19 protein-coding genes and 4 pseudogenes are annotated in these 23627 nt (G+C 63.3%); 16 read left to right on the plus strand and 7 right to left on the minus strand.

Annotated elements, in window-relative coordinates; genetic code table 11:
- Nucleotides 1-19: 19 nt before the first annotated feature.
- Nucleotides 20-718 carry a uroporphyrinogen-III synthase gene (locus tag CUR85_RS07625; RefSeq protein ID WP_067268295.1) on the minus strand — a complete coding sequence of 233 codons (699 nt, stop codon included), beginning with the start codon at nt 716-718 and terminating at the stop codon, nt 20-22.
- 75 nt (nt 719-793) lie between these two features.
- Between CUR85_RS07625 and tsaD the strand changes: the two genes are divergently transcribed.
- The 4 genes and pseudogenes from tsaD (at nt 794) to CUR85_RS07645 (ending at nt 3538) form a co-directional block, all read left to right on the plus strand.
- Nucleotides 794-1897, plus strand: a complete 1104-nt coding sequence (tsaD, locus tag CUR85_RS07630) for a tRNA (adenosine(37)-N6)-threonylcarbamoyltransferase complex transferase subunit TsaD (protein ID WP_067268297.1) — start codon at nt 794-796, stop codon at nt 1895-1897.
- A pseudogene (locus tag CUR85_RS07635) lies at nt 1894-2845 on the plus strand (NAD(P)H-dependent glycerol-3-phosphate dehydrogenase). The gene tsaD and the pseudogene CUR85_RS07635 overlap by 4 nt, the downstream one beginning before the upstream one ends.
- Nucleotide 2846: 1 nt before the next feature.
- Entirely contained in the window at nt 2847-3119 is a 273-nt protein-coding gene (locus CUR85_RS07640; protein WP_067268301.1) for a YciI family protein, read from the plus strand.
- Nucleotides 3119-3538, plus strand: coding sequence for an EVE domain-containing protein (locus CUR85_RS07645; protein ID WP_067268303.1), 420 nt, complete (start codon nt 3119-3121; stop codon nt 3536-3538). Before CUR85_RS07640 ends, CUR85_RS07645 begins: the two co-directional genes overlap by 1 nt.
- 251 nt (nt 3539-3789) lie before the next feature.
- Here CUR85_RS07645 and CUR85_RS07650 read toward each other — a convergent pair whose 3' ends face one another.
- The 4 genes from CUR85_RS07650 to CUR85_RS07665 all read right to left on the minus strand — a co-directional run bounded on the left by CUR85_RS07650 (nt 3790) and on the right by CUR85_RS07665 (nt 7200).
- Nucleotides 3790-4131, minus strand: a complete 342-nt coding sequence (locus CUR85_RS07650; protein ID WP_067268305.1) for a DUF2853 family protein — start codon at nt 4129-4131, stop codon at nt 3790-3792.
- A gap of 172 nt (nt 4132-4303) precedes the next feature.
- A complete protein-coding gene (locus CUR85_RS07655) occupies nt 4304-5215 on the minus strand; it encodes a PRC-barrel domain-containing protein (protein WP_067268307.1) in 912 nt (303 codons plus the stop codon).
- Nucleotides 5216-5421: 206 nt separating this feature from the next.
- Entirely contained in the window at nt 5422-6813 is a 1392-nt protein-coding gene (gene ahcY, locus CUR85_RS07660) for an adenosylhomocysteinase (RefSeq protein WP_067268309.1), read from the minus strand.
- Between the two features lie 84 nt (nt 6814-6897).
- A complete protein-coding gene (locus tag CUR85_RS07665; RefSeq protein WP_231886452.1) occupies nt 6898-7200 on the minus strand; it encodes an S-adenosyl-L-homocysteine hydrolase in 303 nt (100 codons plus the stop codon).
- Between the two features lie 74 nt (nt 7201-7274).
- Here CUR85_RS07665 and CUR85_RS07670 point away from each other — a divergent pair.
- A pseudogene (locus tag CUR85_RS07670) lies at nt 7275-7870 on the plus strand (HD domain-containing protein).
- A gap of 316 nt (nt 7871-8186) precedes the next feature.
- Entirely contained in the window at nt 8187-8345 is a 159-nt protein-coding gene (locus CUR85_RS20120; protein ID WP_343245421.1) for a GNAT family N-acetyltransferase, read from the plus strand.
- Here the strand turns inward: CUR85_RS20120 and CUR85_RS07680 are convergent.
- Both CUR85_RS07680 and CUR85_RS07685 read right to left on the minus strand, forming a co-directional pair.
- Nucleotides 8342-8896, minus strand: coding sequence for an ActR/PrrA/RegA family redox response regulator transcription factor (locus tag CUR85_RS07680; protein ID WP_067268317.1), 555 nt, complete (start codon nt 8894-8896; stop codon nt 8342-8344). The two genes, CUR85_RS20120 and CUR85_RS07680, sit on opposite strands and share 4 nt — an antisense overlap.
- Before the next feature lie 46 nt (nt 8897-8942).
- Nucleotides 8943-9556, minus strand: a pseudogene (locus CUR85_RS07685) (SCO family protein).
- A 99-nt stretch (nt 9557-9655) separates the two neighbouring features.
- Between CUR85_RS07685 and regB the strand changes: the two are divergent.
- From regB to hslU, 10 genes and pseudogenes are all read left to right on the plus strand, one after another.
- Nucleotides 9656-11047: a sensor histidine kinase RegB gene (regB, locus tag CUR85_RS07690; RefSeq protein WP_067268322.1), complete on the plus strand. Its 1392-nt coding sequence runs from the start codon at nt 9656-9658 to the stop codon at nt 11045-11047.
- An 85-nt stretch (nt 11048-11132) separates the two neighbouring features.
- On the plus strand, nt 11133-12659 hold the full coding sequence (locus CUR85_RS07695) for a PAS-domain containing protein (RefSeq protein WP_136720280.1): 1527 nt from the start codon (nt 11133-11135) through the stop codon (nt 12657-12659).
- Nucleotides 12660-12715: 56 nt separating this feature from the next.
- Complete coding sequence (tsaE, locus tag CUR85_RS07700) at nt 12716-13189, plus strand: tRNA (adenosine(37)-N6)-threonylcarbamoyltransferase complex ATPase subunit type 1 TsaE (protein WP_067267716.1); 474 nt, start codon at nt 12716-12718, stop codon at nt 13187-13189.
- A complete protein-coding gene (locus CUR85_RS07705) occupies nt 13186-14163 on the plus strand; it encodes an aminoglycoside phosphotransferase family protein (RefSeq protein WP_280322552.1) in 978 nt (325 codons plus the stop codon). The genes tsaE and CUR85_RS07705 overlap by 4 nt, the downstream gene beginning before the upstream one ends.
- 7 nt (nt 14164-14170) lie before the next feature.
- Complete coding sequence (locus tag CUR85_RS07710; protein ID WP_067267720.1) at nt 14171-14863, plus strand: nucleotidyltransferase family protein; 693 nt, start codon at nt 14171-14173, stop codon at nt 14861-14863.
- Nucleotides 14856-17810 (plus strand): annotated as a pseudogene (gene addB, locus CUR85_RS07715) (double-strand break repair protein AddB). Before CUR85_RS07710 ends, addB begins: the two are co-directional and overlap by 8 nt.
- Nucleotides 17807-21178 carry a double-strand break repair helicase AddA gene (gene addA, locus CUR85_RS07720; protein WP_067267723.1) on the plus strand — a complete coding sequence of 1124 codons (3372 nt, stop codon included), beginning with the start codon at nt 17807-17809 and terminating at the stop codon, nt 21176-21178. Before addB ends, addA begins: the two are co-directional and overlap by 4 nt.
- Nucleotides 21179-21214: 36 nt before the next feature.
- Nucleotides 21215-21535, plus strand: coding sequence for a thioredoxin (trxA, locus tag CUR85_RS07725; RefSeq protein ID WP_007118424.1), 321 nt, complete (start codon nt 21215-21217; stop codon nt 21533-21535).
- A 198-nt stretch (nt 21536-21733) separates the two neighbouring features.
- The gene (hslV, locus tag CUR85_RS07730; protein ID WP_067267725.1) at nt 21734-22294 is read left to right on the plus strand and encodes an ATP-dependent protease subunit HslV; all 561 of its coding nucleotides are present in this window, start codon (nt 21734-21736) and stop codon (nt 22292-22294) included.
- Nucleotides 22291-23592: an ATP-dependent protease ATPase subunit HslU gene (hslU, locus tag CUR85_RS07735; protein WP_067267727.1), complete on the plus strand. Its 1302-nt coding sequence runs from the start codon at nt 22291-22293 to the stop codon at nt 23590-23592. Before hslV ends, hslU begins: the two co-directional genes overlap by 4 nt.
- Nucleotides 23593-23627: the final 35 nt, after the last annotated feature.

Below are 23627 nucleotides of genomic sequence, written 5' to 3' on the forward strand. Positions count from 1 at the left end.
CCCGGCATACCTATGCCCCTCAAGGCAAGGTGGTGCAGCGGAAAAGTTTTTCAACGGCCTCTGCCATGGCTTCGCCGGTGGGTTCTGCGGCGACATCATGCGCATAGAGCGGCAGAGCTTCAAGCGCCTGAGCGGCGGCGCGGCTGATCGACAGGGCCATGACCCGTTCCGTCGAGCTTGCCTCCCGGGCGAAATGCTGTGCGCTGCGCGGGGAAAACAGCGGCACGATGACAGGGTTAGGGCCCTTTAGAAGGGTCTGCGCGGCGGTGGAGAGCGGCAGAAGGGTCTGATCATAGACCGTGGCGGTTTCCACTTTCAGACCTGCGGCGCCTAAAATTCCGGCAATATCTGCCCGCCGGTGCCGCCCGGCAAGGTGCAAGAGCGGGCCGGTCTGGGCGCGCTTCGACAGGGTCGCGATCAGCGCCTCGGCATCCAGCCCGACCATCTGCGCCTGCCAGCCCGCTTTGCCCGCTGTCGCCGTGGTCTGCGGGCCGACGCAATAGGCAGGCCGCCCCTCCCCCAGAGGCGCATGGGCCACGGCATTGGCCGAGGTAAAGATCACCCCGGCATAGGGCGAAAGATCGACAGGGTCATCCGTCGCGGTAATCTCGATCAGCGGAGAGATCACGGCCCCGTCGCGCAGCGCAGGCGAAAGCCGATCCAGAAACTGCGCGGCACCGGGCTGGGGACGTGTCAGAAGCAATCTTGGCTGCGGCATCGCAAGGCTCCGGCATTGTTTGCGCGTGAGAGCGGTGTTACCTGCGGTACAGGTGCCTTGCAACGGAAAGCCCCCATGCCCTCTACCCAGTCTCAGACCCGCTTGATCCTTGGTTTGGAAAGCAGTTGCGACGATACCGCCGCCGCCGTGGTGCGCATGGAGGAGGACGGGCGCGGCAGGGTGCTGGCCTCGGTCGTGGCGGGCCAGACCGAGTTGCACGCCGACTTTGGCGGCGTCGTCCCCGAAATCGCCGCCCGCGCCCATGCCGAGAAATTGGACCACTGTGTCGAGGATGCCTTGGCCGAAGCCGGGATCGGCCTGCCGCAGATTGACGCCATCGCGGTGACCGCCGGGCCGGGGCTGATCGGCGGCGTGGTGTCGGGCGTGATGTGCGCCAAGGGGCTCTCGGCGGCGACGGGCAAACCGCTTTACGGGGTGAACCACCTCGCGGGTCACGCGCTGACCCCGCGGCTGACCGATGATGTGCCCTATCCCTATCTGATGTTGCTGGTCTCGGGCGGACATTGTCAGTTTCTACTGGTGCGCGGGCCGGAAAGTTTCGACCGTCTCGGCGGTACGATCGACGATGCCCCGGGCGAGGCGTTCGACAAGGTCGCGCGGCTGTTGGGCCTGCCCCAGCCGGGCGGGCCGTCGATCGAAAAATGCGCCCAAGAGGGCGATGCGAAACGCTTTGCCCTGCCGCGCCCTCTGCTGGATCGCGAGGGCTGCGACATGTCCTTCTCGGGTTTGAAAACCGCTGTGCTGCGCGCGCGCGACAAATGCGTGGCAGAGCGTGGCGGGCTGACGCGACAGGATCAGGCGGACCTCGCCGCAGGGTTCCAAGCCGCCGTCGTCGATGTGCTGGCCCATAAAACGCGCCGCGCCTTTGCAGAGTACCCCGCGCAAGGCGCGCGGAGCCTGTGCGTGGCGGGGGGCGTGGCGGCAAACAAGTCCATCCGCGCCGCGTTAGAGACTGTTGCGGCAGCGCAAGAGGCCACCTTTGTGGCGCCACCCTTGGCGCTTTGCACTGACAACGCCGCGATGATCGCCTTCGCGGCGGGAGAGCAAGCCACCCTGCGGGATGCCGATGACCTGACCCTTGCCGCGCGGCCCCGCTGGCCGCTGGACACCGCGCGCCCGTCGATGCTGGGCAGCGGCAAGAAGGGGGCCAAGGCATGAGCGTTTCCGTTCTCGGCGCAGGGGCATTCGGCACGGCGCTGGCCATTTCGCTTGCGGGCAAAGGGCCGGTAACACTCTGGGCGCGTGACGCGGGGGATATGGCCGCGCGGCGCGAGAACGCCAAACGCCTGCCCGGCCGCCCTTTCCCCGAGACGCTCAGCGTGACCGAAAGCCTTGCCCAAGCGGCTGAGGCCGAGACCCTTTTGCTGGCCGTGCCGATGCAAAAGCTGCGCAGCGTGTTGGAGGAACATCGCGCAGCGCTTCACGGGAAACATTTGGTCGCCTGCTGCAAAGGGATCGAACTCAGCAGCGGCGTGGGGCCGGTCAGGGTGATCGAAGAGACCATTCCCGAAGCGACCGCCGCGATCCTGACGGGGCCCAGCTTTGCCGCCGATATCGCACGGGGCCTGCCCACCGCGCTGACCTTGGCCTGTGCAGACCCTGCGGCGGGCGAACAGCTGCAAGCGGAACTCACCACGACGAACCTGCGGCTTTACCGCACCACGGATACCACCGGCGCGGAATTGGGCGGGGCGCTGAAAAATGTCGTCGCCATCGCCAGCGGGCCGCGATAGGGGCCGGATTGGGCGAAAGCGCCCGCGCCGCGCTGATGACCCGCGGCTATGCCGAAATGCAGCGCCTCGCCGCCCATCTGAAGGCCGAGCCGACAACGCTGGCCGGGCTTTCGGGCTTTGGTGATCTCACGCTGACCTGCACCTCCGAGCAATCGCGCAACTACCGTTTGGGGCAATCGCTGGGCCAAGGCACCCCTTTGACCCATCGACCACGGTCGAAGGGGCCGCGACCGCCCGCGCCGTCGATGCGCTGGCCCGCGAAGCGGCGCTTGATATGCCGATCACCCGCGCGGTTGCCGGATTGCTCGACAACCAGTTAGATGTGGCTGGTGCCATGAAATCTTTGCTGACACGCCCCCTAAAGGAAGAATGATATGTTTGTTGCCCTGATCGCCCATGACAAAGCCGATGGCCTGCCGATCCGTCAGGAAAACCGGCCCGACCATCTGGCCTATCTGAAATCCAGCGATGCCGTGGCACAGGCTGGCCCGCTTTTGGATGCAGAAGGCGGCATGATCGGTTCGCTCATCATTCTGGACGTGCCCGATATGGCCGCGGCCGAGGATTGGGCCGCGAATGACCCCTATGCCAAGGCCGGCTTGTTCCAAAGCGTTACCCTGACCCATTGGAACCGGGTGATCGGCTGATGGCCTATTGGTTGTTCAAATCCGAACCCGCAACTTGGAGCTGGGCCGACCAAAAGGCCAAGGGCGACGCGGGTGAGGAATGGGACGGCGTGCGCAACTATCAGGCGCGCAATTTCATGCGTGAGATGAAGGTCGGCGACCTCGGGTTCTTTTACCATTCGCAAAAGAACCGTGAGATCGTCGGCATCGTAGAAGTCTGCGCCGAGGCTCACCCCGACAGCAGCACCGATGACCCGCGTTGGGAATGTGTGGACATCAAAGCGGTGCGGTCGTTCAACCAGCCGGTCAATTTGGATACGATCAAAGCGGACCCAAGGCTGGAGGACATGGTTCTGGTGAAGAATTCGCGCCTATCCGTGCAGCCCGTGACCGATGCGGAATGGCAGCTTATCTGCGCCTTGGGCAAGACCGCGCCCTAATACCGGCGCGGCCATCGGAAAAACGAAAAAGGGTTCCGGCACCCCGCCAGAACCCTTCTCACCCCATGTGCTCCCATAACCACCACACATGTTCGTAACTCTTACCAGCCGCTCTGGCCGATATAAGAGAGATAGCAGAAACCGGTGATTTACTCAACTTTCGACTGTGTCAAAGCCCGCGCAAAAACGAAACGCGCGCTTAACCAAGCGCGCGTCTGAGGTAAGGTTTTAGTAGGGTTTCCCACCGCCCTTCAGGCGTAGACGGCCTCTTTGCCGAAGTGTTTGACCAGCATGTAATAGACCACCGCGCGGTATTTGTTCCGCTCGGACCGGCCATAGGTCTCGATCACTTTTTGAATGCCGCCCATAAGATGCTCATCATCCGGCAGACCGAGTTTCTTGATCAGGAAGTTGTCCTTCACGGTGTTCAACTCAGCCGTATCGCTGGAAGACACCGTCTGCGCGTCGGCGTTATAGATCGACGGACCGCAGCCGATGGTCACCTTGGTCAAAAGGTCCATATCCGGCTCCATGCCGCATTTGTTCTTCAGGTCTTCGGCGTATTTGGCGATCCATTCGTCACGCTTGCCCATAAAATCTCTCCCAATAGTGTCTTCGGCCCGTCAGGGGTTCCTGAGACCGGAGCCTAAGGCCATATCCCTGTATTGCAAAAGATTTATTTCGGGCGCGGCGGGCTGACCCCGGAGCCGCCAGAAAAAGAGGCGCCCGAATTGGGCGCCTCTCAGTCAGGATATCGGCTGTCGCTTAGGAAGCGTCGTCAAGGCGGACGTCGTCTTCGAGCCCTTCGATGTTGCCTTCATCGACCTCCGGCTGGGCTTCCAGCTCGGCTTTGGTCCAGGAGCTCAGCTTCAGGTCGTTCTCGGCTGCCATGGAAATTTCCTCAAGCGGTACGGCGACGGTGTGTTCGCCAAGGCCAAGGAAGCCGCCCACGCCAACAACGGCGGCATAGCCATCGTCGGTCTTGATGACATAGTCGACGTCACCAATGCTGTCGCCATCGGCTTCGACCACGGTCAGGCCGACCAAATCACCTACGACCATGCCGGAGAATGCGTTGCTCATGCCGGTGTCGGTGCGTGTCACATCTGTTTCCATGTCCGCTTCGGTGTTGGAAGCGACATTCTCATCCAGATCGGTCTCGGCTTCGCCTTCGATCTCGGCAGTGGTTTCATTGTCGAAATCGGCATCTTCATCGGCTGCGAGATCGGTGTCAGTCTCGGTGGTGACGGTGCCGCTGGTGTCGGTGCTGAGGGTCGAATTCGACTCTGAATCGGCGTTCCCGGCCAGATCCGCTTCGGCATCGGTTGTCGGCGTCACGCCATCGGTCTCGGCGGTCAGTTCCGCTTCGTTGTCGACTTCGGTATCACCTTCAAATTCTGCGCCCTGTGTCGGTGCGGTCAGGATTTCGTCGGTGGTGTTGGGGTCGTTGGTCCCCTCGTAGTCGTCGGAATTTTCGCGCGACATCTCAGCGGTGCGCTCGGCCTGCTGCTCAACAGTGGCGGTCAGATCGTTGGCCGTGTTGGTGACGCTCTCGCCCGAGATGGTGGCCTCGGCTTCCGCGGCGGCACCGGCTTCGGTGTCGGCGGTCTGAGCGAATGCGGTACCCGCAGTCAGAGCGAGGGCGGCGACGGTGGACTTCAGGAATGTACGTTTCATCTTCGATACTCCTTTTGAATGGTCTGGGGATGAAACACCGCCCGATTGACTATGTTCCGCCCGCCCTCCGCCGCTGGTGGATATGTGCTTGAATCCGCCGATTGAGCTGATTTTCCTATATATCGCAGTCTCTTGATAGAGAAACGCCGCCCCGGTGATCTTCGGGGCGGCGTTGAAAATTGCTGAAAGAGGGAACTCTTCGCGGCTTAGTAGCGGTAATGCTCGGGCTTGAACGGCCCCTCGGGCGTCACGCCGATATAGGCCGCTTGCTCCGGGTTCAGCTTGGACAGTTTCACGCCGATCCGGTCGAGGTGCAGACGGGCGACTTTCTCATCCAGATGCTTGGGCAGGATGTAGACATCGTTCTCGTATTTGTCGGTGTTTTCCCACAGTTCGATCTGCGCCAGCACTTGGTTGGTGAAGGACGCGGACATGACGAAGGATGGGTGCCCGGTGGCATTGCCGAGGTTCAGCAGACGGCCTTCGGAAAGCAGGATCAGACGATTGCCATTCGGCATCTCGATCATGTCCACCTGCTCTTTGATGTTGGTCCACTTGTGGTTTTTCAACGCGGCGACTTGGATTTCATTGTCGAAGTGGCCGATGTTGCCGACGATGGCCATGTCCTTCATCTCGCGCATATGCTCGATGCGGATCACGTCCTTGTTGCCGGTGGTGGTGATAAAGATATCTGCGGTGCCGACCACGTCTTCCAGCAGCACGACCTCGAAACCGTCCATCGCGGCTTGCAGCGCGCAGATCGGGTCGACTTCGGTGACCTTCACGCGGGCACCCGCACCGCGCAGAGACGCGGCGGAGCCTTTGCCCACGTCGCCATAGCCCATGACAACGGCGACCTTGCCCGCCATCATCGTGTCGGTGGCGCGGCGGATACCGTCGACGAGGCTCTCTTTACAGCCGTATTTGTTGTCGAACTTCGACTTGGTGACAGAGTCGTTCACATTGATCGCGGGGAAGGGCAACTGGCCCTGTTTCACGAGGTCATAAAGACGATGCACGCCGGTCGTGGTCTCCTCAGACACGCCCTTGATCTGGTCGCGCATCTTGGTGAACCAACCGGGGCTTTCGGCCATACGCTTTTTGATCTGCGCGAAAATTGCCTCTTCCTCTTCGGACTTCGGCACGGCGGTCAGCTCGTCTTCGCCATTTTCCACGCGCGCGCCAAGAAGGATGTAGAGCGTCGCATCGCCGCCATCGTCGAGGATCAGGTTCGGCCCTTCGGGGAACATGAAGGATTTATCGAGGTAATCCCAATGCTCAACCAACGACTGGCCTTTGATGGCGAAGACCGGCACGCCCGCTTCGGCGATGGCCGCGGCCGCGTGGTCTTGGGTCGAGAAGATGTTGCAAGATGCCCAACGCACATCTGCGCCAAGAGCGACCAGCGTTTCGATCAGAACGGCGGTCTGGATGGTCATGTGCAAAGAGCCGACGATCCGTGCGCCTTTCAGCGGCTTGCTGTCACCGTATTCATCGCGCAGCGCCATCAGGCCCGGCATTTCGGTCTCGGCGATGTCCAGCTCTTTCCGCCCGTAGGCCGCCAGATTGATATCCTTAACAATATAGTCGTGGGCCATGCGGCGCTCCTGTTTAAAGTGTTGCAGGGCGGTTAGCACCTTCGCCGCGAATTCTCAACGTGAATGGGGAAAGGCCGCGCCGGATCAGTCCAGAAGAGCGGCCAGTTGCTTATCGCCCGAAAGACCCGCCATCCAATCGTCGCCCTGGGCCAGCACGCAGGCATTGCCATCGGCCAAAGTCTTGACCAAGGTCCATGTCCCCGACTGATCCGATGCCCAAAGCTGGCTGTTGTCCTCACGCTGACCCGGCACCGGCTCTTCACCGTACCAATCGATCAGGGCAGACTTCATTTCCTTGGCGGGCATGCAGACTTCTTCTGCCTGTGCAGCACCGGCGAGGGTGGCCAAGGTAACTGCAACTATCGTACCGGAAAAAACGGGTTTCATGATCATCTCCTTCGTGGGATGAACAGGTTTGACAGGGATTTGTTCCCAAGGCTCACGAGGTAAGGACCCCGCGAATGGCGCAGAAACCACGCGCATGGCAAAGGATGCTGTCAGGTCGGCGGCTTGACCTGCTCGACCCCACGCCGGTCGATGTCGAGATCGAAGACATCGCCCATGGTCTGGCCTTTGTCGCGCGCTGGAACGGGCAGACACGGGGCGACTATGCCTATTCGGTGGCCGAACATTCGCTATTGGTGGAAACGATTTTCGCCCGCATCGCCCCCGCGCGCCTGCGAAATGGCGCCTCGCCGCGTTGCTGCATGATGCGCCGGAATATGTGATCGGTGACATGATCTCACCCGTGAAGGCCGCCGTAGGGCCGGATTATCGCGCTTTGGATGAGCGGTTGACCACTGCCGTGCATGTCCGCTTTGGCCTTCCCGCCAGCTTGCCCGTGCGGGTCAAGCAGCAGATCAAGAAAGCCGACCGCGTTAGCGCTTGGATGGAGGCCAGCCAGATCGCAGGCTTTTCCGAGGCCGAGGCGACCCGTTTCTTTGGCCGCCCCGATGCGGCGCTGATGGAGGGGCTGAGCATCCTGCTGCGCCCGCCGGTTGAGGTACGGGCCGAGTTCACCGAACGCCACGCGGCGCTGCTGCGCGAAATGGCGTGATCCACATCCGCCGTGCCGGGGCGCTCGATACCCGCGCCTTGGCCGATTTGCTGAACGCCATTATCGCCAAGGGCGGGACCACCGCCATGGTCAGCCCCGTCACCCCGCACGAGTTGCAAGGTTGGATGGCCGCGCCCGACAGCGCGTGGCATCTGGCGGAGGACGAGCAGGGCGTGCTGGAAGGCTTTCAATACATCGAACCCCACCCCGACCTGCCCGAAGGCGGTGTGGATGTCGCGACTTTCGTGCGGTTGGGAGAGACGGGTTTGGCATCGGCTCGGCCCTGTTCGAACAGACAAAGCGGGCCGCGCGTGACTTGGGCTATGCCCATATCCACGCCATCGTCCGCGCAGACAATCAGGGCGGGCTGGCCTATTATCAAAGCCGCGGCTTCGAGGATTTCAGACGGCTGCCAAACTGCACATTGGCCGATGGCACCCGCGTTGATAAAATCTGGAAACGGTTCGAGCTTTAGCGCGGCGAGCGTTTGGCCAAGATGCGCTGCAAGGTCCGCCGGTGCATGTTCAGCCGCCGCGCAGTTTCCGAGACATTGCGGTCACAGAGTTCATAGACCCGCTGGATATGCTCCCACCGCACGCGATCCGCGCTCATCGGGTTTTCCGGCGGTTCGGGCAGGTCCCCTCCGGTGGCCAAAAGCGCATTCACAATGTCATTGGCGTCAGCGGGTTTAGACAGGTAATCCGTCGCCCCGGATTTCACCGCCGCCACCGCCGTGGCAATCGCTCCATAGCCCGTCAGCACGACGACCCGCGCATCGGCGCGTTTGTCGCGCAGCACTTCGACCACGTCGAGCCCATTGCCATCCTGAAGCCGCAGATCGACCACGGCAAAGGCCGGGGGGCGCGCGGTGGCGATGGCTTTGCCCGCAGCGACAGAGCCTGCGGTTTCCACCTCAAAGCCGCGTTTCTCCATCGCCTTGGCCAAACGGCGCAGAAACGGCTCATCGTCATCGACCAAAAGCAAGCTGCGGTCCGCGCCTAAGTCAGAAATATCCTGCATCAACATCCCCTCTCAAAGGCTAATATGGGGCGGCCAAGGCGGCGGGTCAATTTCAGCGTTGATCCAGAAAACAACCGATGCTGTCGGCCATCTCTTCGGGGCGTACTTCGCGGCGGAAAAAGTCGACAACGCCTTCTTCGGGCATGACCAGATAGCTGAAGGTCGAGTGATCGACGAGGTATTCGCCATTCTCATCTTCGGGGTGCACCTTGTAATAGGTGCGATACGCTTGGCTGGCGGCTTTGACCTGCTCGGGCGAGCCGGTCAGCCCGACCATGCGCGGATGCATCACCTCGGCAAAATCACCGACCACTTCGGGCGTGTCGCGCGCAGGGTCAACGGTGATGAAGACCGGCGTGATGCTCTGGCCGCGCTCATCCAGAATTTCGGTCGCCGCCGCGTTGCGGTCCACGTCCAGCGGGCAGACATCGGGGCAGGAGGTATAGCCGAAATAGAGCAAGGCCGGCTCTTTGATGACATCGGCATCGGTCACGGTCTCGCCCGCGCTGTTGACCAGTTCGAACGGCCCGCCGATATCGCCGCCCGCCACTTGGCTCGACCGGCAAGAGGCATAGGGATCGTCCTCCCCCGCAGCACCATGAAAGCCGTCCCGGCCAAAAATACCGCCGCAACCCCAGCCGCGCCAAATGCAATCATTCGTTTCATGTCAGTCCTCCGCCGTGCTGGCCGGTCTTGATCGTGTTTCGCCGCAGACCTACGCTAGATGGCAGGTGATGCAAGACGCAATAAAGTGATGGGGCTAAGATGACGCAGGCAAATATCCGGCCCCTCGATGGGCGCACCCGCGCCAGTTGGATCCGCCTGCGCACGATGATCCTGCTGCGCTGGTTCGCCATCGCCGGACAGTTGACCGCCGTCACCGTGGCGCAATGGGCGCTTGGGCTGCAACTGGCCTTTGGCCTATGCTACCTGACGATCGGGGCCTCGGTGGTTGGCAATCTCGTGGCGGCCTTCGTCTTTCCGCAGAACAAACGCCTGTCGGAGCGCGAGAACCTCGCCATGGTGCTCTTCGACCTGCTGCAACTGACCGCGCTTTTGGCGCTGACCGGCGGGTTGCACAATCCCTTTGCGCTGCTGCTGCTGGCCCCGGTGACGATCTCGGCCACCGCGCTCAGCCTGCGCTCGACACTGGTTCTGGGCGGCACGGCGATTATCGCGGCCTCGGTGCTGGCGCTGTGGCATCTGCCGTTGGTGACGCAATCGGGCGATGTGCTGCGCCAGCCCGGCATCTTCGTCTTTGGGCATTGGGCGGCGCTGCTCATCGCCATCGTCTTTACCAGTGCCTATTCGCGGCGCGTCACGACCGAAGTCCACTCCATGGCCGACGCGCTCTCAGCCACGCAGATGGTGCTGGCGCGAGAGCAGAAACTCTCGGACCTCAGCGGCGTCGTCGCCGCCGCCGCGCATGAATTGGGGACGCCGCTTGCCACGATCAAACTGGCCAGCACCGAACTGCTGGGCGATCTGGAAGACCGCCCCGATCTGGCCGAAGACGCCGCGCTGATCCGCGATCAGGCCGACCGCTGCCGGGATATCCTGCGCGATATGGGCCGCATCGGGAAAGACGATCTGCACATGCAGCGCGCGCAGCTGACCGCCGTGGTGAAAGAGGCCGCCGAGCCGCATCTGGAGCGCGGCAAGACGGTTATGTTTTCCGACAATCCGATGGCCCGAGACCCGGCCCGCGCCCCGACAATCCCGCGCAAGCCCGAGATCATCCACGGGCTGCGCAATCTGGTGCAGAACGCCGTGGATTTTGCCGAAACCACGGTTTGGATCGAAACCGAATGGTCCGCAGAGGATATCTCGGTACGGATCATCGACAACGGGCCGGGCTTCCCGCCGCAGCATCTGGGCCGGATCGGCGATCCGTTTTTGCGCCGCCGAGGGGGTGCATCGAGCGAGACGGCGCGGCCCGAATACGAGGGCATGGGGCTGGGGCTGTTCATTGCCAAGACCTTCCTCGAACGCTCGGGCGCGCGGTTGCGCTTTGCCAATGGGTCCGACAGCGGTTGGCTGCGCGGGCTGCCCCCCGCTGGCAGCGGCGCTGTGGTCGAAGTCGTCTGGCCACGCCGCCTGTTGGACCTTGGCCCCGATGACAGCGTGATGGGCGAGAACCAGCGTCTGACGGCCTGACGGCGGGATTGGCGCGTTTGTTAACCCACCGTTAACTATTGGGGCTCAAAATAGGGCGTCGCATTTGCCGAAAGGGGTCTCAGTCATGGCATTGCCGGATGTCATCATCATGCTTGCCGCCGCCTCCGTCACCGCGCTGGCCGCTCTTTGGTGGCTCGGCGCGGCTGCGGGGCGACCTGCGACGGCACCCCCCGGCATCGACGACATGAGCCTGCTGTTCGAAGAGGGGCAGTTGGTTCATGGCTCCGACAACGCGCTGACCCGCTTTGCCCTCGCCCCCGGCTACCACCAGTGGGAGGATATTCGCGATGCGCTGCTGTCGCGATTTCCCGAATTCCCCCGCACGCCCCGGCATGGGGCCACCGGCAAGCTGACCCTCAGGGCAGAGGATGGCGACAGCCCGTCGGAGCTGCGCATCACATGGCGCGACGCGCTCTGTTGGCTGCACCTGCCCCAAACCCGCGCGGCCGAAGAGATCACGGAAGAGACGTTTCAGAAACTCGCCGCCCTGCGCCGGGCCAGCGAAACCAGCCCGAACCCCGCGTGGCAGACCGACGCAGGCGGGCGGATCATCTGGCACAACCGGGCCTACGGGGCCTTGAAACGCAAAGCTCAACCCGACCCGGACTGCGGCGGCGCCGCCCTGTTCAGCACCCCCTCGCCCGACCACCCTAACCGCGTCTGCCTGCGCCGTAGCGATGGAGAAAAGCCCGATTGGTACGCGCTCACCACCACGACCGAAGACAATGTGCAGGTCTATCACGCCACCTGCATCAATGCCGTGGTCGCCGCCGAAGAGGCGCAGCGCAACTTTGTCCAAACCCTCGCCAAAACCTTTGCGCATCTTTCTATCGGGCTCGCGATTTTTGACCGCAACGGGCAATTGGCCCTGTTCAACCCCGCGCTGGTGGACCTGACCGATCTGCCTGCCCCCTTTCTCAGCGCCCGGCCTACGATGGTCTCTTTCTTTGACCAATTGCGCGAAAGCCGCCGCATGCCGGAGCCGAAGAATTACAAGAATTGGCGTCACGAGATTGCCGAGGTTATCGCCGCCGCAACCGATGGCCGCTATCAAGAGACTTGGTCGCTGGAGAACGGCCAGACCTACAGCATCCGGGGCCGGCCCCACCCCGATGGCGCCACCGCTTTCCTGATCGAAGACATCACCGCCGAGGTGACCCTAACCCGCAATTTTCGGGCCGAACTTGAACAAAGCCAAAGCCTGCTCGACACGCTCGAAGATGGTTTCGCCGTCTTCTCTGCCTCCGGCGTGCTGACCTTTTGCAACGCCGCCTATCGCGCCCGATGGAAACAAGACCCGGACAAAAGCTTTGCCGAGATCACCATTAACGATGCGATCCGGGTCTGGCAGGAAATGTCGGCGGCCAATCCGCTCTGGCCCGATGTTGTGGAATTCGTCATGGGCAGGGGCGACCGCGCGGGCTGGAACATGCCTATCTACCCGCATCAGGGCGCGCCGCTTTCTTGCGAGGTCTCGGCCATCGCATCGGGTGCCACGCTCATACGCTTTCGTCCGATCCCCGTCGGCGCGGACCGTTCGGAGCCTACCAATGTCCCTTCGGCGGGCGACCGGCGGCAACCCTCCAACTAGGTCACTCCCAGCCGCTTTAATCTTGCGGCTGCGCGTCGGGACGCTAAGCATGGGGCATGTCCGACGATACCCTTTCCCTCCTGCTCAGCGGCCCCGATGACACCGCTGGGCGCGCCCGGCAACTGGCCCGCCGCCTGTCTCCCGGCGATGTCATCCTGCTCAGCGGCGATGTCGGCGTGGGCAAGACCCATTTCGCCCGCGCACTGATCACCGAATTGCTCGACCACCCCGAGGATATCCCCTCACCCACCTTCACCTTGGTGCAGACCTATGACACGGCAAGCAGCGCGATCTGGCACGCCGATCTCTACCGGCTGACCTCCACCCATGAGATTGAGGAGCTCGGGCTGATCGACGCCTTTCACGATGCGATCTGTCTGGTGGAATGGCCGGATCGGCTGGGCCCCCTCGCGCCCGCCGACGCGTTAGAGATCAGCCTGAGCCCCTGCACCGAAGAAGACAGCCGCAGGCTGACCGCAGAATGGTCCGGCGGCGATTGGGCCGAGAAGCTAGCCGCGTGGCGCAAATGACCGAACGCGCCGCATTGATCAAAGGTTTTTTGCGAACCGCGGGCTGGGCCAAAGCCTCCCGCAAGCTGCTGGCAGGCGATGCCTCCAACCGGCGCTATGACCGGTTGCGCAAAGCGAATGGCGCGCGGGCCATCTTGATGGACGCCCCACCGGAACGCGGCGAAGACGTGCGACCCTTCCGTCATGTCGCGGCGCATCTGGCAGGCTGTGGCCTCAGCGCGCCCGAAATTTACCATGCGGACAATGACAACGGTCTGCTGCTGATCGAAGACCTTGGCGATGACCTCTTTGCGCGGCTCATGGCGGCGGATCCGGCTCGGGAACTCCCCCTCTACCGCGCGGCAGCTGACGTTTTGGTCAAACTGCACGCCGCCCCCCTGCCGGAACTGTCGATTTGCGATGCCGATTGGCTGACCGATATGGCCTCCCCCGCCTTCGACTTTTACGCGCCCATAGGCGGGCAGAGCGCAAGCGCTGCTTTCGCGCGGGTTTTCCGCCCCCTCGCCGCAGCGCTGGATGACAGCCCGAAGGTCGTGATCTTGCGCGATTATCACGCCGAGAACCTGCTTTGGCTGCCAGAGCGCGAAGGGGCGGCGCGGGTCGGTTTGCTGGATTTTCAAGACGCGCTGCTCGGCCACCCGGCCTATGATCTCGTCTCGATCCTGCAAGACGCCCGCCGCGATGTGCCCCGGGCGGTAGAGGCGCAGATCATCGACGATTATCTTGCCCAAACCGGACAGGCGGAACCCCCCTTCCGCCGCGCCTATGCACTGCTTGGCGCCCAGCGCAATCTGCGCATCTTGGGCATCTTTGCGCGCCTCTGTCTGCGCGACGGCAAACCGCATTACGTCGATCTGATCCCCCGCGTCTGGCAGCATCTGCAACATAACCTGCGCCATCCCGCGCTTGCCGATGTGGCGGAGGCAATCGCAGACGTGCTGCCCCCGCCGACCCCGAATTTCTGGAGCAACTGAAAAGCCAATGCGCGACAATCCCGACGCCATCATGATGTTCGCGGCCGGGTTCGGCACGCGTATGAAACATCTCACCCAAAACCAACCCAAGCCCATGGTGCCGGTCGCGGGCCGCCCCTTGATTGACCATGCGCTCGATCTTGCCCGCGGGATATCCCCTGCGCGGATCGTGGCGAACCTGCACTACTTGCCCGACCAGTTAGAGGCACATCTGAAAGCGCAGAATGTGCAAACGGTGATCGAAACGCCCCAGATCCTCGACACCGGCGGCGGGCTGCGCAACGCGCTGCCGATGTTGGGGACTGGTCCGGTTTTCACCATGAACAGTGACGCGATCTGGGCCGGGGTGAACCCGCTCGAAATGCTCCACAACGCATGGGATCCGGCACGGATGGACGCGCTTTTGATGACCGTGCCGTTGGAAAACACCCTTGGCCATGGCGGCACGGGCGACTTTACCCGCGCCGCGGATGGCCGCCTGCAACGGGGGCCGGGCGAGGTCTATGGCGGGGTGCAGATCATCAAGACCGATCTGCTGGCCGATATCGACGCCGAGGCATTCTCGCTCAACCTGTTGTGGGACATGATGCTGGCACGCGGGACGCTGTTTGGCCTGCCCTATAGCGGGCGCTGGTGCGATGTGGGGCACCCGGGCGGCATCCCCCTTGCCGAAAGCCTTTTGGCAGGTGCCGATGTTTGAGCCGCAGGACAGCCCCCGCGTCTTTGGCCTTGCCCCCGGTGTCGATTTCCCGCGCGGATTGGTGCGCGGGCTGTGCGACCGGTTGGAGAATGGCCCGCCCGAGGCAATGGCCCGTGTCGAGTTGCTGGTGAACACCAACCGCATGGCGCGTCGGCTGCGCCATGATTTCGACGCGGGTCCGGCAGGATTTCTACCGCGCATCCGGCTGATCACTGACCTTGATGCACTGGCCCCCGGCATCGCGCTGCCCGCCCCGACACCGCCGCTGCAACGGCGGCTGGAACTCATTCAACTCGTGTCCCGCCTGCTGGATGCCGCACCCGATCTCGCGCCGCGCGCCTCGCTCTATGCCCTTTCGGACAGTCTTGCGGGGCTGATCGACGAAATGCAGGGCGAAGGCGTCTCGCCCGAGACGGTGGCCGGGCTAGACGTTGGCAACCTCTCGGCCCATTGGGAGCGGGCGCAGCGGTTCCTCGCCATTGCGCATGACTATCTGGGCCAAACCACCACCCGCCCGGATGCCGAGGCACGGCGACGGCAGCTGGTCGCCCGGATCATCGCCCGCTGGCAGGACGCGCCGCCGCAGCACCCGGTGATCCTTGCCGGGTCCACCGGGTCGCGCGGGACCACCGCGCTGTTGATGGAGGCCGTGGCCCGCCTGCCGCAGGGCGCGATCATCCTGCCGGGGTTCGATTTCGAGATGCCAACCGCCGTTTGGAACGAGTTGGATCAGGCGCTTCTGGCCGAGGATCACCCGCAATACCGCTTCCGCAAGCTGATGAATATGCTCGGCGTGGCGCGTGGCGCGGTCGCGCCGTGGTGCGAGATGCCCCGGTATCGACCGCCCGCAACAAGCTGGTGTCGCTCTCGCTCAGGCCTGCGCCCGTCACCCATGCTTGGCTGAACGAAGGGCCGAAGCTGGAAGACCTGCAAGGTGCCACCGCTGGCATTACCCTGATCGAAGCGCCCACCCCACGGGTCGAGGCTTTGGCCATCGCGCTGCGCCTGCGCCAAGCTGCCGAGGATGGTGTGAAGGCCGCCTTGATCACCCCCGACCGGATGCTCACCCGGCAGGTCACCGCAGCGCTCGACCGGTGGGGCATTCTGCCCGATGACAGCGCCGGGATGCCGCTGCAACTCTCCCCGCCGGGGCGGTTCTTGCGCCATGTGGCAGCGCTTTTTGTCCGGAAACTGGATGCCGAAGCGCTGCTGACCCTGCTGAAACACCCGCTGACCCACAGCGGCGCGGGGCGGAATTTCCACCAGCTCTATACCCAGCGCTTGGAGGCTGAGATCCGCCGCCACGGGCTGCCCTACCCCGACGCCGAAGGCTTGGCCGAGATTGCAGAGCGCGCCGCGAAACGGATGGAAGACCCCAGCGGTTTCCGCGATTGGGTCGCTTGGCTGGGCGAGGTTTTCCCCGGCCATGACACCCCGGAGAGCGGCCCCTGCCCGAATGCGTCGCCGCGCATTTGGCGCTGGCTGAAAGGATCGCCGCCGGGCAACCCGCCGATCCCGACCACCTGCTTTGGCAGCAGGGCGCGGGCATCGCGGCCGAGGCGGTGATGGCGAACCTCACGGAACATGCAGCCCACGGCGGGGCGATGAACGCCGCCGATTATGCCGATCTCTTGGGCGCACTCTTGGCCCAAGAAGAGGTGCGCGAGGCCGATACCCCGCATCCCGACATCATGATCTGGGGCACGATGGAGGCGCGGGTGCAGGGGCCGAGCTGGTCATCCTTGGCGGTTTGAACGAAGGTACATGGCCCGAAGCGCCGCCGCCCGATCCATGGCTCAACCGTCAGATGCGCGAGAAGGCCGGGCTGCTGCTGCCCGAACGGCGCATCGGCCTGTCGGCGCATGACTATCAACAGGCCATCGCCAGCCCCGAGGTTTGGATCACCCGCGCGATCCGCTCGGACGAGGCCGAGATGGTGCCGTCACGCTGGCTGAACCGCTTGGGCAATCTGCTGGGCGGCTTGGGCGACACCGGCGGGCCGGAGGCATGGAAGGCCATGCAGCAGCGCGGCAACCACTGGCTGGATCAGGTGCGCGCCTTGGAAGCGGTGGAGCGCACCGCCCCGGCCACGCGCCCCTCGCCCCGCCCGCCGCGCGCGGCGCGCCCCCGCAAACTGTCGGTGACCGAGATCAAGACGCTGATCCGCGATCCTTACGCGATCTATGCCAAACACAGCCTGAAACTGCGCCCGATCAACCCGCTGGTGCAATCGCCCGACGCGCCGGTGCGCGGCATCGTCCTGCACCGCATCATGGAAGATTTCGTCAAACTGGTGGCCCGCGATCCTGCGCGGCTGACCCGCGACACGCTGATGCAAGTGGCCGCCGAGGTGCTGGAGGAAGAAGCCCCCTGGCCCGCCGCCCGCGCCATGTGGCTCGCCCGTATCGACCGGATCGCCGATTGGTTCATCGCCCGCGAAAGCCAACGCGCTGAGTTCTCTAGCCCCGTCGCTTTTGAACAGGGCGCGCGGGGCAGCTACACCTTTGCCGACCTCGGCTTTACCCTCAGCGGCTTTGCCGACCGGATCGACCAGACCGATGACGGCGATGTGCTGATCTACGACTACAAAACCGGCACCCCGCCCGGCAAAAAGGAGCAGCGGCTGTTCGACAAGCAACTCTTGATCGAAGCGGCGATGGTCGAACGGGGCGGTTTTCCCGAGGTGGGCGTGGCCCATGTGGCCCATGCTGCCTTTATCGGTCTAGGGTCGAAACCCGTCGAAGTCCCCGCCCCGTTGGAGGAGGAAAACCCGCAAGAGGTGCTGGCCGGTCTGCACGCGCTGCTCTCGCGCTACCTCGATGAGGGGCAGGGCTTTACCGCGCGGCGGATGGTACAAAGCGATGCCTTTGCCGGAAACTTTGACCAATTGGCGCGGTTCGGGGAATGGGATGGCACCAGCCCCGCCCGACCGGAGGATCTGGAATGATGCGCGATTTCAACGATGCCACCCGCGCCCAGATCGAAGCGGCGCGGCCCGATGCCTCCACCTGGCTGACCGCGAATGCGGGCTCGGGCAAGACCCGCGTGCTGACCGACCGCGTGGCGCGGCTGCTGCTCGACGACGTGGAGCCGCAGCATATCCTTTGCCTGACCTATACCAAGGCGGCGGCCTCGGAGATGCAGAACCGCCTGTTCAAACGCTTGGGCGAATGGGCGATGCTGAAAGATCAGGCACTGCGCAGCGCCTTGGCCGATCTTGGCGTTCAGGGCGAATTGACGCCCGAGCAACTGCGCAATGCCCGCACCCTTTTTGCCCGCGCGATCGAGACGCCCGGCGGGCTGAAAATTCAGACCATCCACTCTTTCTGCGCGGCCCTTCTGCGCCGCTTCCCGCTGGAGGCGCAGGTCAGCCCGCAATTCACCGAGATCGAAGACCGCGCCGCCGATCTGCTGCGGGCCGAGATCGTCGATGAGATGGCCGAAGGCGAAGACGCCCCGCTGGTCGCCGAGATCGCGCGGCACTACACGGGCGAAGATTTCGCCAGCCTCACCCGCAGCATCGTGGGCCAACGCGATGCCTTCAGCACCCCCCGCACTTGGCCCGAGATCCTAGCGCTTTTCGCCCAGCCTGAAGACCTCACCGAAGACAAGATCGCGGCCTCGGTCTTCCTTGGCAGCGAAGCGGCGATGATGGCCGAGATCATCCCCCATCTGCTGGCCAAAGGCGGCAATGACGGCAAGGCGGGCGCGGCGCTGCAAGAGATCGACCGCTATGATCTGTCCGCCCTGCCCCAGCTAGAAAACATCCTTCTGACCGGCAGCGGCGCCAAGGCGCCCTTTACCGCCAAGATCGGCAGTTTCCCGACCAAGCCGACGCAAAAGGTTATCGCCGAACAGATGCCGCAGCTTGAGCAGTTGATGCAGCGCGTCGAAGATGCCCGCGAAGCGCGGCTGGCGCTGAAGGCGGCGCGCAAATCCTATGTGCTGCACCGTTTCGCGGCCCGCTTTCTTGAACGCTACGCAGATGAGAAACAAAAACGCGGCTGGCTCGACTTTGACGATCTGATCCTCAAAGCCCGCGCCTTGCTGACCGACAAGGCCGTGGCCGCTTGGGTGCTGTTCCGCATCGACGGCGGCATCGACCATATCCTTGTCGACGAGGCGCAGGACACCTCGCCCCGGCAATGGGACGTGATCGAACGGCTGACAGATGAATTTTACTCCGGCGCCGGGGCGCGTAACGAGGTGGATCGCACGCTCTTCGTCGTGGGCGATAAGAAGCAATCGATCTACTCTTTTCAAGGCGCGGACCCCGAAGAGCTGGACCGCAAAGGCACGACATTCGAACAGAAGATCGGTGAGGCCGGCCAGTTTTTCCAGCGCCGCAGTCTTGCCTATTCCTTCCGCTCCTCTTCGGCGATTCTGCAAGCGGTCGATGGGGTTTTCGACCCCGCGATCCAGACCGGCTTTACCAATGACGGCCATATGGCCTTCAAGGATCGCCTGCCCGGCCGCGTCGATCTTTGGCCCTTCATCGAAAAGGCAGGCCCTGACGAGGAAGGCGATTGGACTGACCCCGTCGACCGACGCAGCGCGCGGCATCACACGGTGCAACTGGCCGAACGCATCGCGCGGCGCATCAAGGAGTTGACGACCGAGGAGCATTACCTCCCCGACGACAGCAAGGGCGGCTTGGCGCGGCGGCGCATTCAGCCGGGGGATTTTCTGATCCTCGTGCAGCGCCGCTCGGCACTCTTTTCCGAGATCATCCGCGCTTGCAAGGCGGCGGAACTGCCCATCGCAGGGGCCGACAGGCTCAAGGTTAGGGCCGAACTGGCGGTGCGCGATCTGGCGGCGATCCTGTCGTTCCTTGCAACGCCGGACGACGATTTATCGCTTGCCACCGCGCTGAAATCGCCACTTTTCGGCTGGTCGGAACAAGAGCTTTTCACCCTCGCCCATCACCGTAAGGAGGATCACCTCTGGCAAGCGCTGCGCAACCAGACCGAGGCCCACGCCGCCACCCTCGCCGTGCTGCGCGACCTGCGCGGGCAGGTCGATTACCTGCGCCCCTACGATCTGATCGAACGCATTCTCACCCGCCACGATGGGCGCCGCAAACTGCTCGCGCGGTTGGGGCCCGAGGCTGAGGATGGGATCAACGCGATGCTGAGCCAAGCACTGTCCTACGAGCGCGGCACGGTGCCCAGCCTGACCGGGTTCCTGCAATGGATGCAGACCGATGATCTGGAAATCAAACGCCAGATCGACAGCGCGTCGAACCAGATCCGGGTGATGACGGTGCATGGTGCCAAGGGTCTGGAAGCGCCGATTGTGATCCTGCCCGACACCGGGCGGCGCGATGTGACGATCAAGGATGAGATCATCACCGTTGACGGCACCCCCGTCTGGAAAGCCCCGGCGGATGACATGCCCCAGCCCATGCGCGCCCGGCTGGACGAGATGAAAGAGGCCGCGCTGCAAGAACGGCTTCGCCTGTTCTATGTCGCCATGACGCGGGCCGAGAAATGGCTGATCGTGGCCGCGGCGGGGGAATTGTCGAAAGATGAATCCTCTTGGTATCAGATCACCGCTGCCGCTTTGGCGCGGCTCCGCGCCGAGCCTTTGGGCGACGATGGCACGCTGCGCTATCAACAGGGCGATTGGGATGCGCTTGACATCATAGAGACGCCTAAGAAAACCGTCACAACGCCCAGGTTAGACCCTGTTTTCACCCGCTCCGCCCCCTCCCCCAAGGGAGAGGATAAGACCCTCTCGCCCTCAGATCTCGGCGGAGCCAAGGCGCTTGCCGGTGAGGCCGGGCTCGATATGGACACTGCGCTGAGCTATGGCACGCTGGTCCATGAGCTGCTGGAACATCTGCCGCTGATGGGGACGGATGCCCGGGAGATCTTTCTAGAGCGGTTGGCCCGCACACACCCCGCCGAGATGATCGCCCGCGCGGAAGATGAGGCGGAAGCGGTGCTGAACACCCCTGCCCTCGCCCCGCTGTTTGCCGAGACAACCCTCGCCGAAGTGCCCGTGACCGGCAGCCTCGGAGACCAGCGCCTGCATGGCACGATCGACCGTTTGGTGATCGCCGAGGGTCGCATTCTTGCCGTCGATTTCAAGACGAACCGCGTGGTCCCCGGCGCGGCTGACGCCTGCCCCGACGGGCTGCTGCGTCAGATGGGAGCCTACGCCCATATGCTGCGCCAGATCTACCCGGATCGGCGGATCGAGACGGCCATTCTATGGACTGCCACCCCCGCGCTTATGGTGTTACCCAACGATATCGTGACAAATGCCCTGCGCGCCCTGCCATATCTTGACGCCACTGCCGCGCATTCATAGGTTCAGGCCTCAACCCATTCCTGTCAGGAGAGCATCATGGCAACCGTCGCAGTCACCGACGACACTTTCGACGCCGAAGTCAAAAATTCGGACATTCCGGTTCTGGTCGATTTCTGGGCCGAATGGTGCGGCCCGTGCAAACAGATCGGCCCTTCGCTGGAAGAGCTGTCGGATGAAATGAACGGTCGCGTGAAGATCGTCAAAGTCAACGTCGACGAAAACCCGAACTCGCCCGCCCAAGTCGGCGTGCGCGGTATCCCGGCGCTGTTCATCTTCAAGGACGGGCAGGTCGTGTCCAACCTCGCCGGCGCGCGCCCCAAGGCGGCCCTGCAAAGCTGGATCGAAGAATCCATCTAAGGCCAACGCCTTAGGCATTGAGTTACGAAAACGGGCGTCCTTCGGGGCGCCCTTTTCATTGTGGCAAAGCCGCTGGCCACTGCACCGCAAGCCTGCCCCCGCATCACAAGCGGCGCGCCTGCCCCACGCGCAACCGGCGCTGCCCTTGTCCTGCCCTGCCACGGGGGCCATATAGAGCGCCAAGCGACAGGAGGCCCCATGGCACAGAACGACGATTTCCCCGGTTGGCACGGGACCACGATCATTGGCGTCAAAAAAGGCGGCGAAGTGGTGATTGCCGGTGACGGACAGGTCAGCCTCGGCCAGACCGTGATCAAAGGCACCGCGCGCAAGGTGCGCAAGCTCAGCCCCGGCGGCTATGACGTGGTGGCGGGGTTTGCGGGCTCCACCGCGGATGCCTTTAGCCTGCTGGAACGGCTGGAGGCCAAACTGGAAGCGACACCGGGTCAATTGGCCCGTGCCAGTGTCGAATTGGCCAAGGACTGGCGCACCGATAAATACCTGCAAAAGCTCGAAGCGATGCTGATCGTGACCGACGGCAAAGACCTGCTGGTCATCACCGGTGCGGGCGATGTGCTGGAGCCGGAGCATGAGGTCGCGGCCATCGGATCGGGTGGGAACTATGCCCTCGCCGCCGCGCGCGGCATGATGGACAGCGACCGGGACGCCGAAACCATTGCCCGTGATGCCATGGCGATCGCCGCCGACATCTGCGTCTACACCAACGGCAAACTCACCGTGGAGAAAATCACCGCATGACCGACCTGACCCCCCGCGAGATCGTATCCGAACTGGACCGCTATATCATCGGCCAGAACGACGCCAAACGCGCTGTAGCCGTGGCCCTGCGCAACCGCTGGCGCCGCAAACAATTAAGCGATGACCTGCGCGACGAAGTCTACCCGAAGAACATCCTGATGATCGGCCCCACCGGCGTCGGCAAGACCGAGATCAGCCGCCGCTTGGCGAAGCTCGCCCGCGCGCCCTTCATTAAAATTGAGGCGACGAAATTCACCGAAGTCGGCTATGTGGGCCGCGACGTGGAACAGATCATCCGCGATCTGGTAGACAGTTCCATCGCCATGACCCGCGAGTTCATGCGCGAGGACGTTAAAGCCAAGGCCGAACAGGCCGCCGAGGACCGTGTCATCGACGCCATCGCCGGCACCGATGCCCGCGACGGCACGCGCGAGATGTTCCGCAAGAAGCTCCGCGCAGGTGAGCTTGACGATACGATGATCGAGCTTGAGGTCGCCGATACCTCCAGCCCCTTCCCGATGATGGACATTCCCGGCCAGCAAGGTATGGGGATGATGAATCTCGGTGATATTTTCGGCAAAGCCATGGGCGGGCGCACCACCAAGAAACGCATGGCCGTGGCCGATAGCTATGACGTGCTGGTGGGCGAAGAGGCCGACAAGCTGCTCGACGACGAAGCCGTCAACCGCGCCGCCATTGAAGCGGTTGAGCAGAACGGCATCGTTTTCCTAGATGAGATCGACAAGGTCTGCGCCCGCTCCGACGCGCGCGGTGGCGATGTTTCCCGCGAGGGGGTGCAGCGCGACCTGCTGCCGCTGATCGAAGGCACCGTCGTTTCCACGAAATATGGCCCGGTGAAGACCGACCATATCCTCTTCATCGCATCGGGCGCGTTCCATATCGCCAAGCCTTCGGACCTTTTGCCCGAATTGCAGGGCCGTCTGCCGATCCGCGTCGAACTGCGGGCGCTGACCGAGGATGATTTCGTCCGCATCCTGACCGAAACCGACAATGCGCTGACGCGGCAGTACACCGCCCTAATGGGGACCGAGGAACTGACCGTCACCTTCACCGAAGAGGGGATCGCGGCACTGGCCAAGATTGCGGCAGAGGTCAACACCTCGGTCGAGAACATCGGTGCGCGGCGGCTTTATACGGTGATGGAACGGGTCTTCGAAGAAGTCTCCTTCGACGCGCCTGATCGCTCGGGGCAAGAGATCACCGTCGATGCTGATTTCGTCGAAAAGAACCTTGGCGAATTGACCCGCTCCACCGATCTCAGCCGCTACGTTCTTTAGGGCTTTCCTTTCTTCCATGCCCCGGCGATGAAAGG

This window comes from Sulfitobacter faviae (genome assembly GCF_029870955.1).
GTDB classification, from domain to species: domain Bacteria; phylum Pseudomonadota; class Alphaproteobacteria; order Rhodobacterales; family Rhodobacteraceae; genus Sulfitobacter; species Sulfitobacter faviae.

Excerpts from the sequence above, each read along its gene's own strand:
- CUR85_RS07625 (WP_067268295.1), bottom strand. The coding sequence starts at position 718 with ATGCCGCAGCCAAGATTGCTTCTGACACGTCCCCAGCCCGGTGCCGCG.
- tsaD (WP_067268297.1), top strand. The coding sequence starts at position 794 with ATGCCCTCTACCCAGTCTCAGACCCGCTTGATCCTTGGTTTGGAAAGC.
- CUR85_RS07640 (WP_067268301.1), top strand. The coding sequence starts at position 2,847 with ATGTTTGTTGCCCTGATCGCCCATGACAAAGCCGATGGCCTGCCGATC.
- CUR85_RS07645 (WP_067268303.1), top strand. The coding sequence starts at position 3,119 with ATGGCCTATTGGTTGTTCAAATCCGAACCCGCAACTTGGAGCTGGGCC.
- CUR85_RS07650 (WP_067268305.1), bottom strand. The coding sequence starts at position 4,131 with ATGGGCAAGCGTGACGAATGGATCGCCAAATACGCCGAAGACCTGAAG.
- CUR85_RS07655 (WP_067268307.1), bottom strand. The coding sequence starts at position 5,215 with ATGAAACGTACATTCCTGAAGTCCACCGTCGCCGCCCTCGCTCTGACT.
- ahcY (WP_067268309.1), bottom strand. The coding sequence starts at position 6,813 with ATGGCCCACGACTATATTGTTAAGGATATCAATCTGGCGGCCTACGGG.
- CUR85_RS07665 (WP_231886452.1), bottom strand. The coding sequence starts at position 7,200 with ATGAAACCCGTTTTTTCCGGTACGATAGTTGCAGTTACCTTGGCCACC.
- CUR85_RS07680 (WP_067268317.1), bottom strand. The coding sequence starts at position 8,896 with ATGTTGATGCAGGATATTTCTGACTTAGGCGCGGACCGCAGCTTGCTT.
- regB (WP_067268322.1), top strand. The coding sequence starts at position 9,656 with ATGACGCAGGCAAATATCCGGCCCCTCGATGGGCGCACCCGCGCCAGT.
- CUR85_RS07695 (WP_136720280.1), top strand. The coding sequence starts at position 11,133 with ATGGCATTGCCGGATGTCATCATCATGCTTGCCGCCGCCTCCGTCACC.
- tsaE (WP_067267716.1), top strand. The coding sequence starts at position 12,716 with ATGTCCGACGATACCCTTTCCCTCCTGCTCAGCGGCCCCGATGACACC.
- CUR85_RS07705 (WP_280322552.1), top strand. The coding sequence starts at position 13,186 with ATGACCGAACGCGCCGCATTGATCAAAGGTTTTTTGCGAACCGCGGGC.
- CUR85_RS07710 (WP_067267720.1), top strand. The coding sequence starts at position 14,171 with ATGCGCGACAATCCCGACGCCATCATGATGTTCGCGGCCGGGTTCGGC.
- addA (WP_067267723.1), top strand. The coding sequence starts at position 17,807 with ATGATGCGCGATTTCAACGATGCCACCCGCGCCCAGATCGAAGCGGCG.
- trxA (WP_007118424.1), top strand. The coding sequence starts at position 21,215 with ATGGCAACCGTCGCAGTCACCGACGACACTTTCGACGCCGAAGTCAAA.
- hslV (WP_067267725.1), top strand. The coding sequence starts at position 21,734 with ATGGCACAGAACGACGATTTCCCCGGTTGGCACGGGACCACGATCATT.
- hslU (WP_067267727.1), top strand. The coding sequence starts at position 22,291 with ATGACCGACCTGACCCCCCGCGAGATCGTATCCGAACTGGACCGCTAT.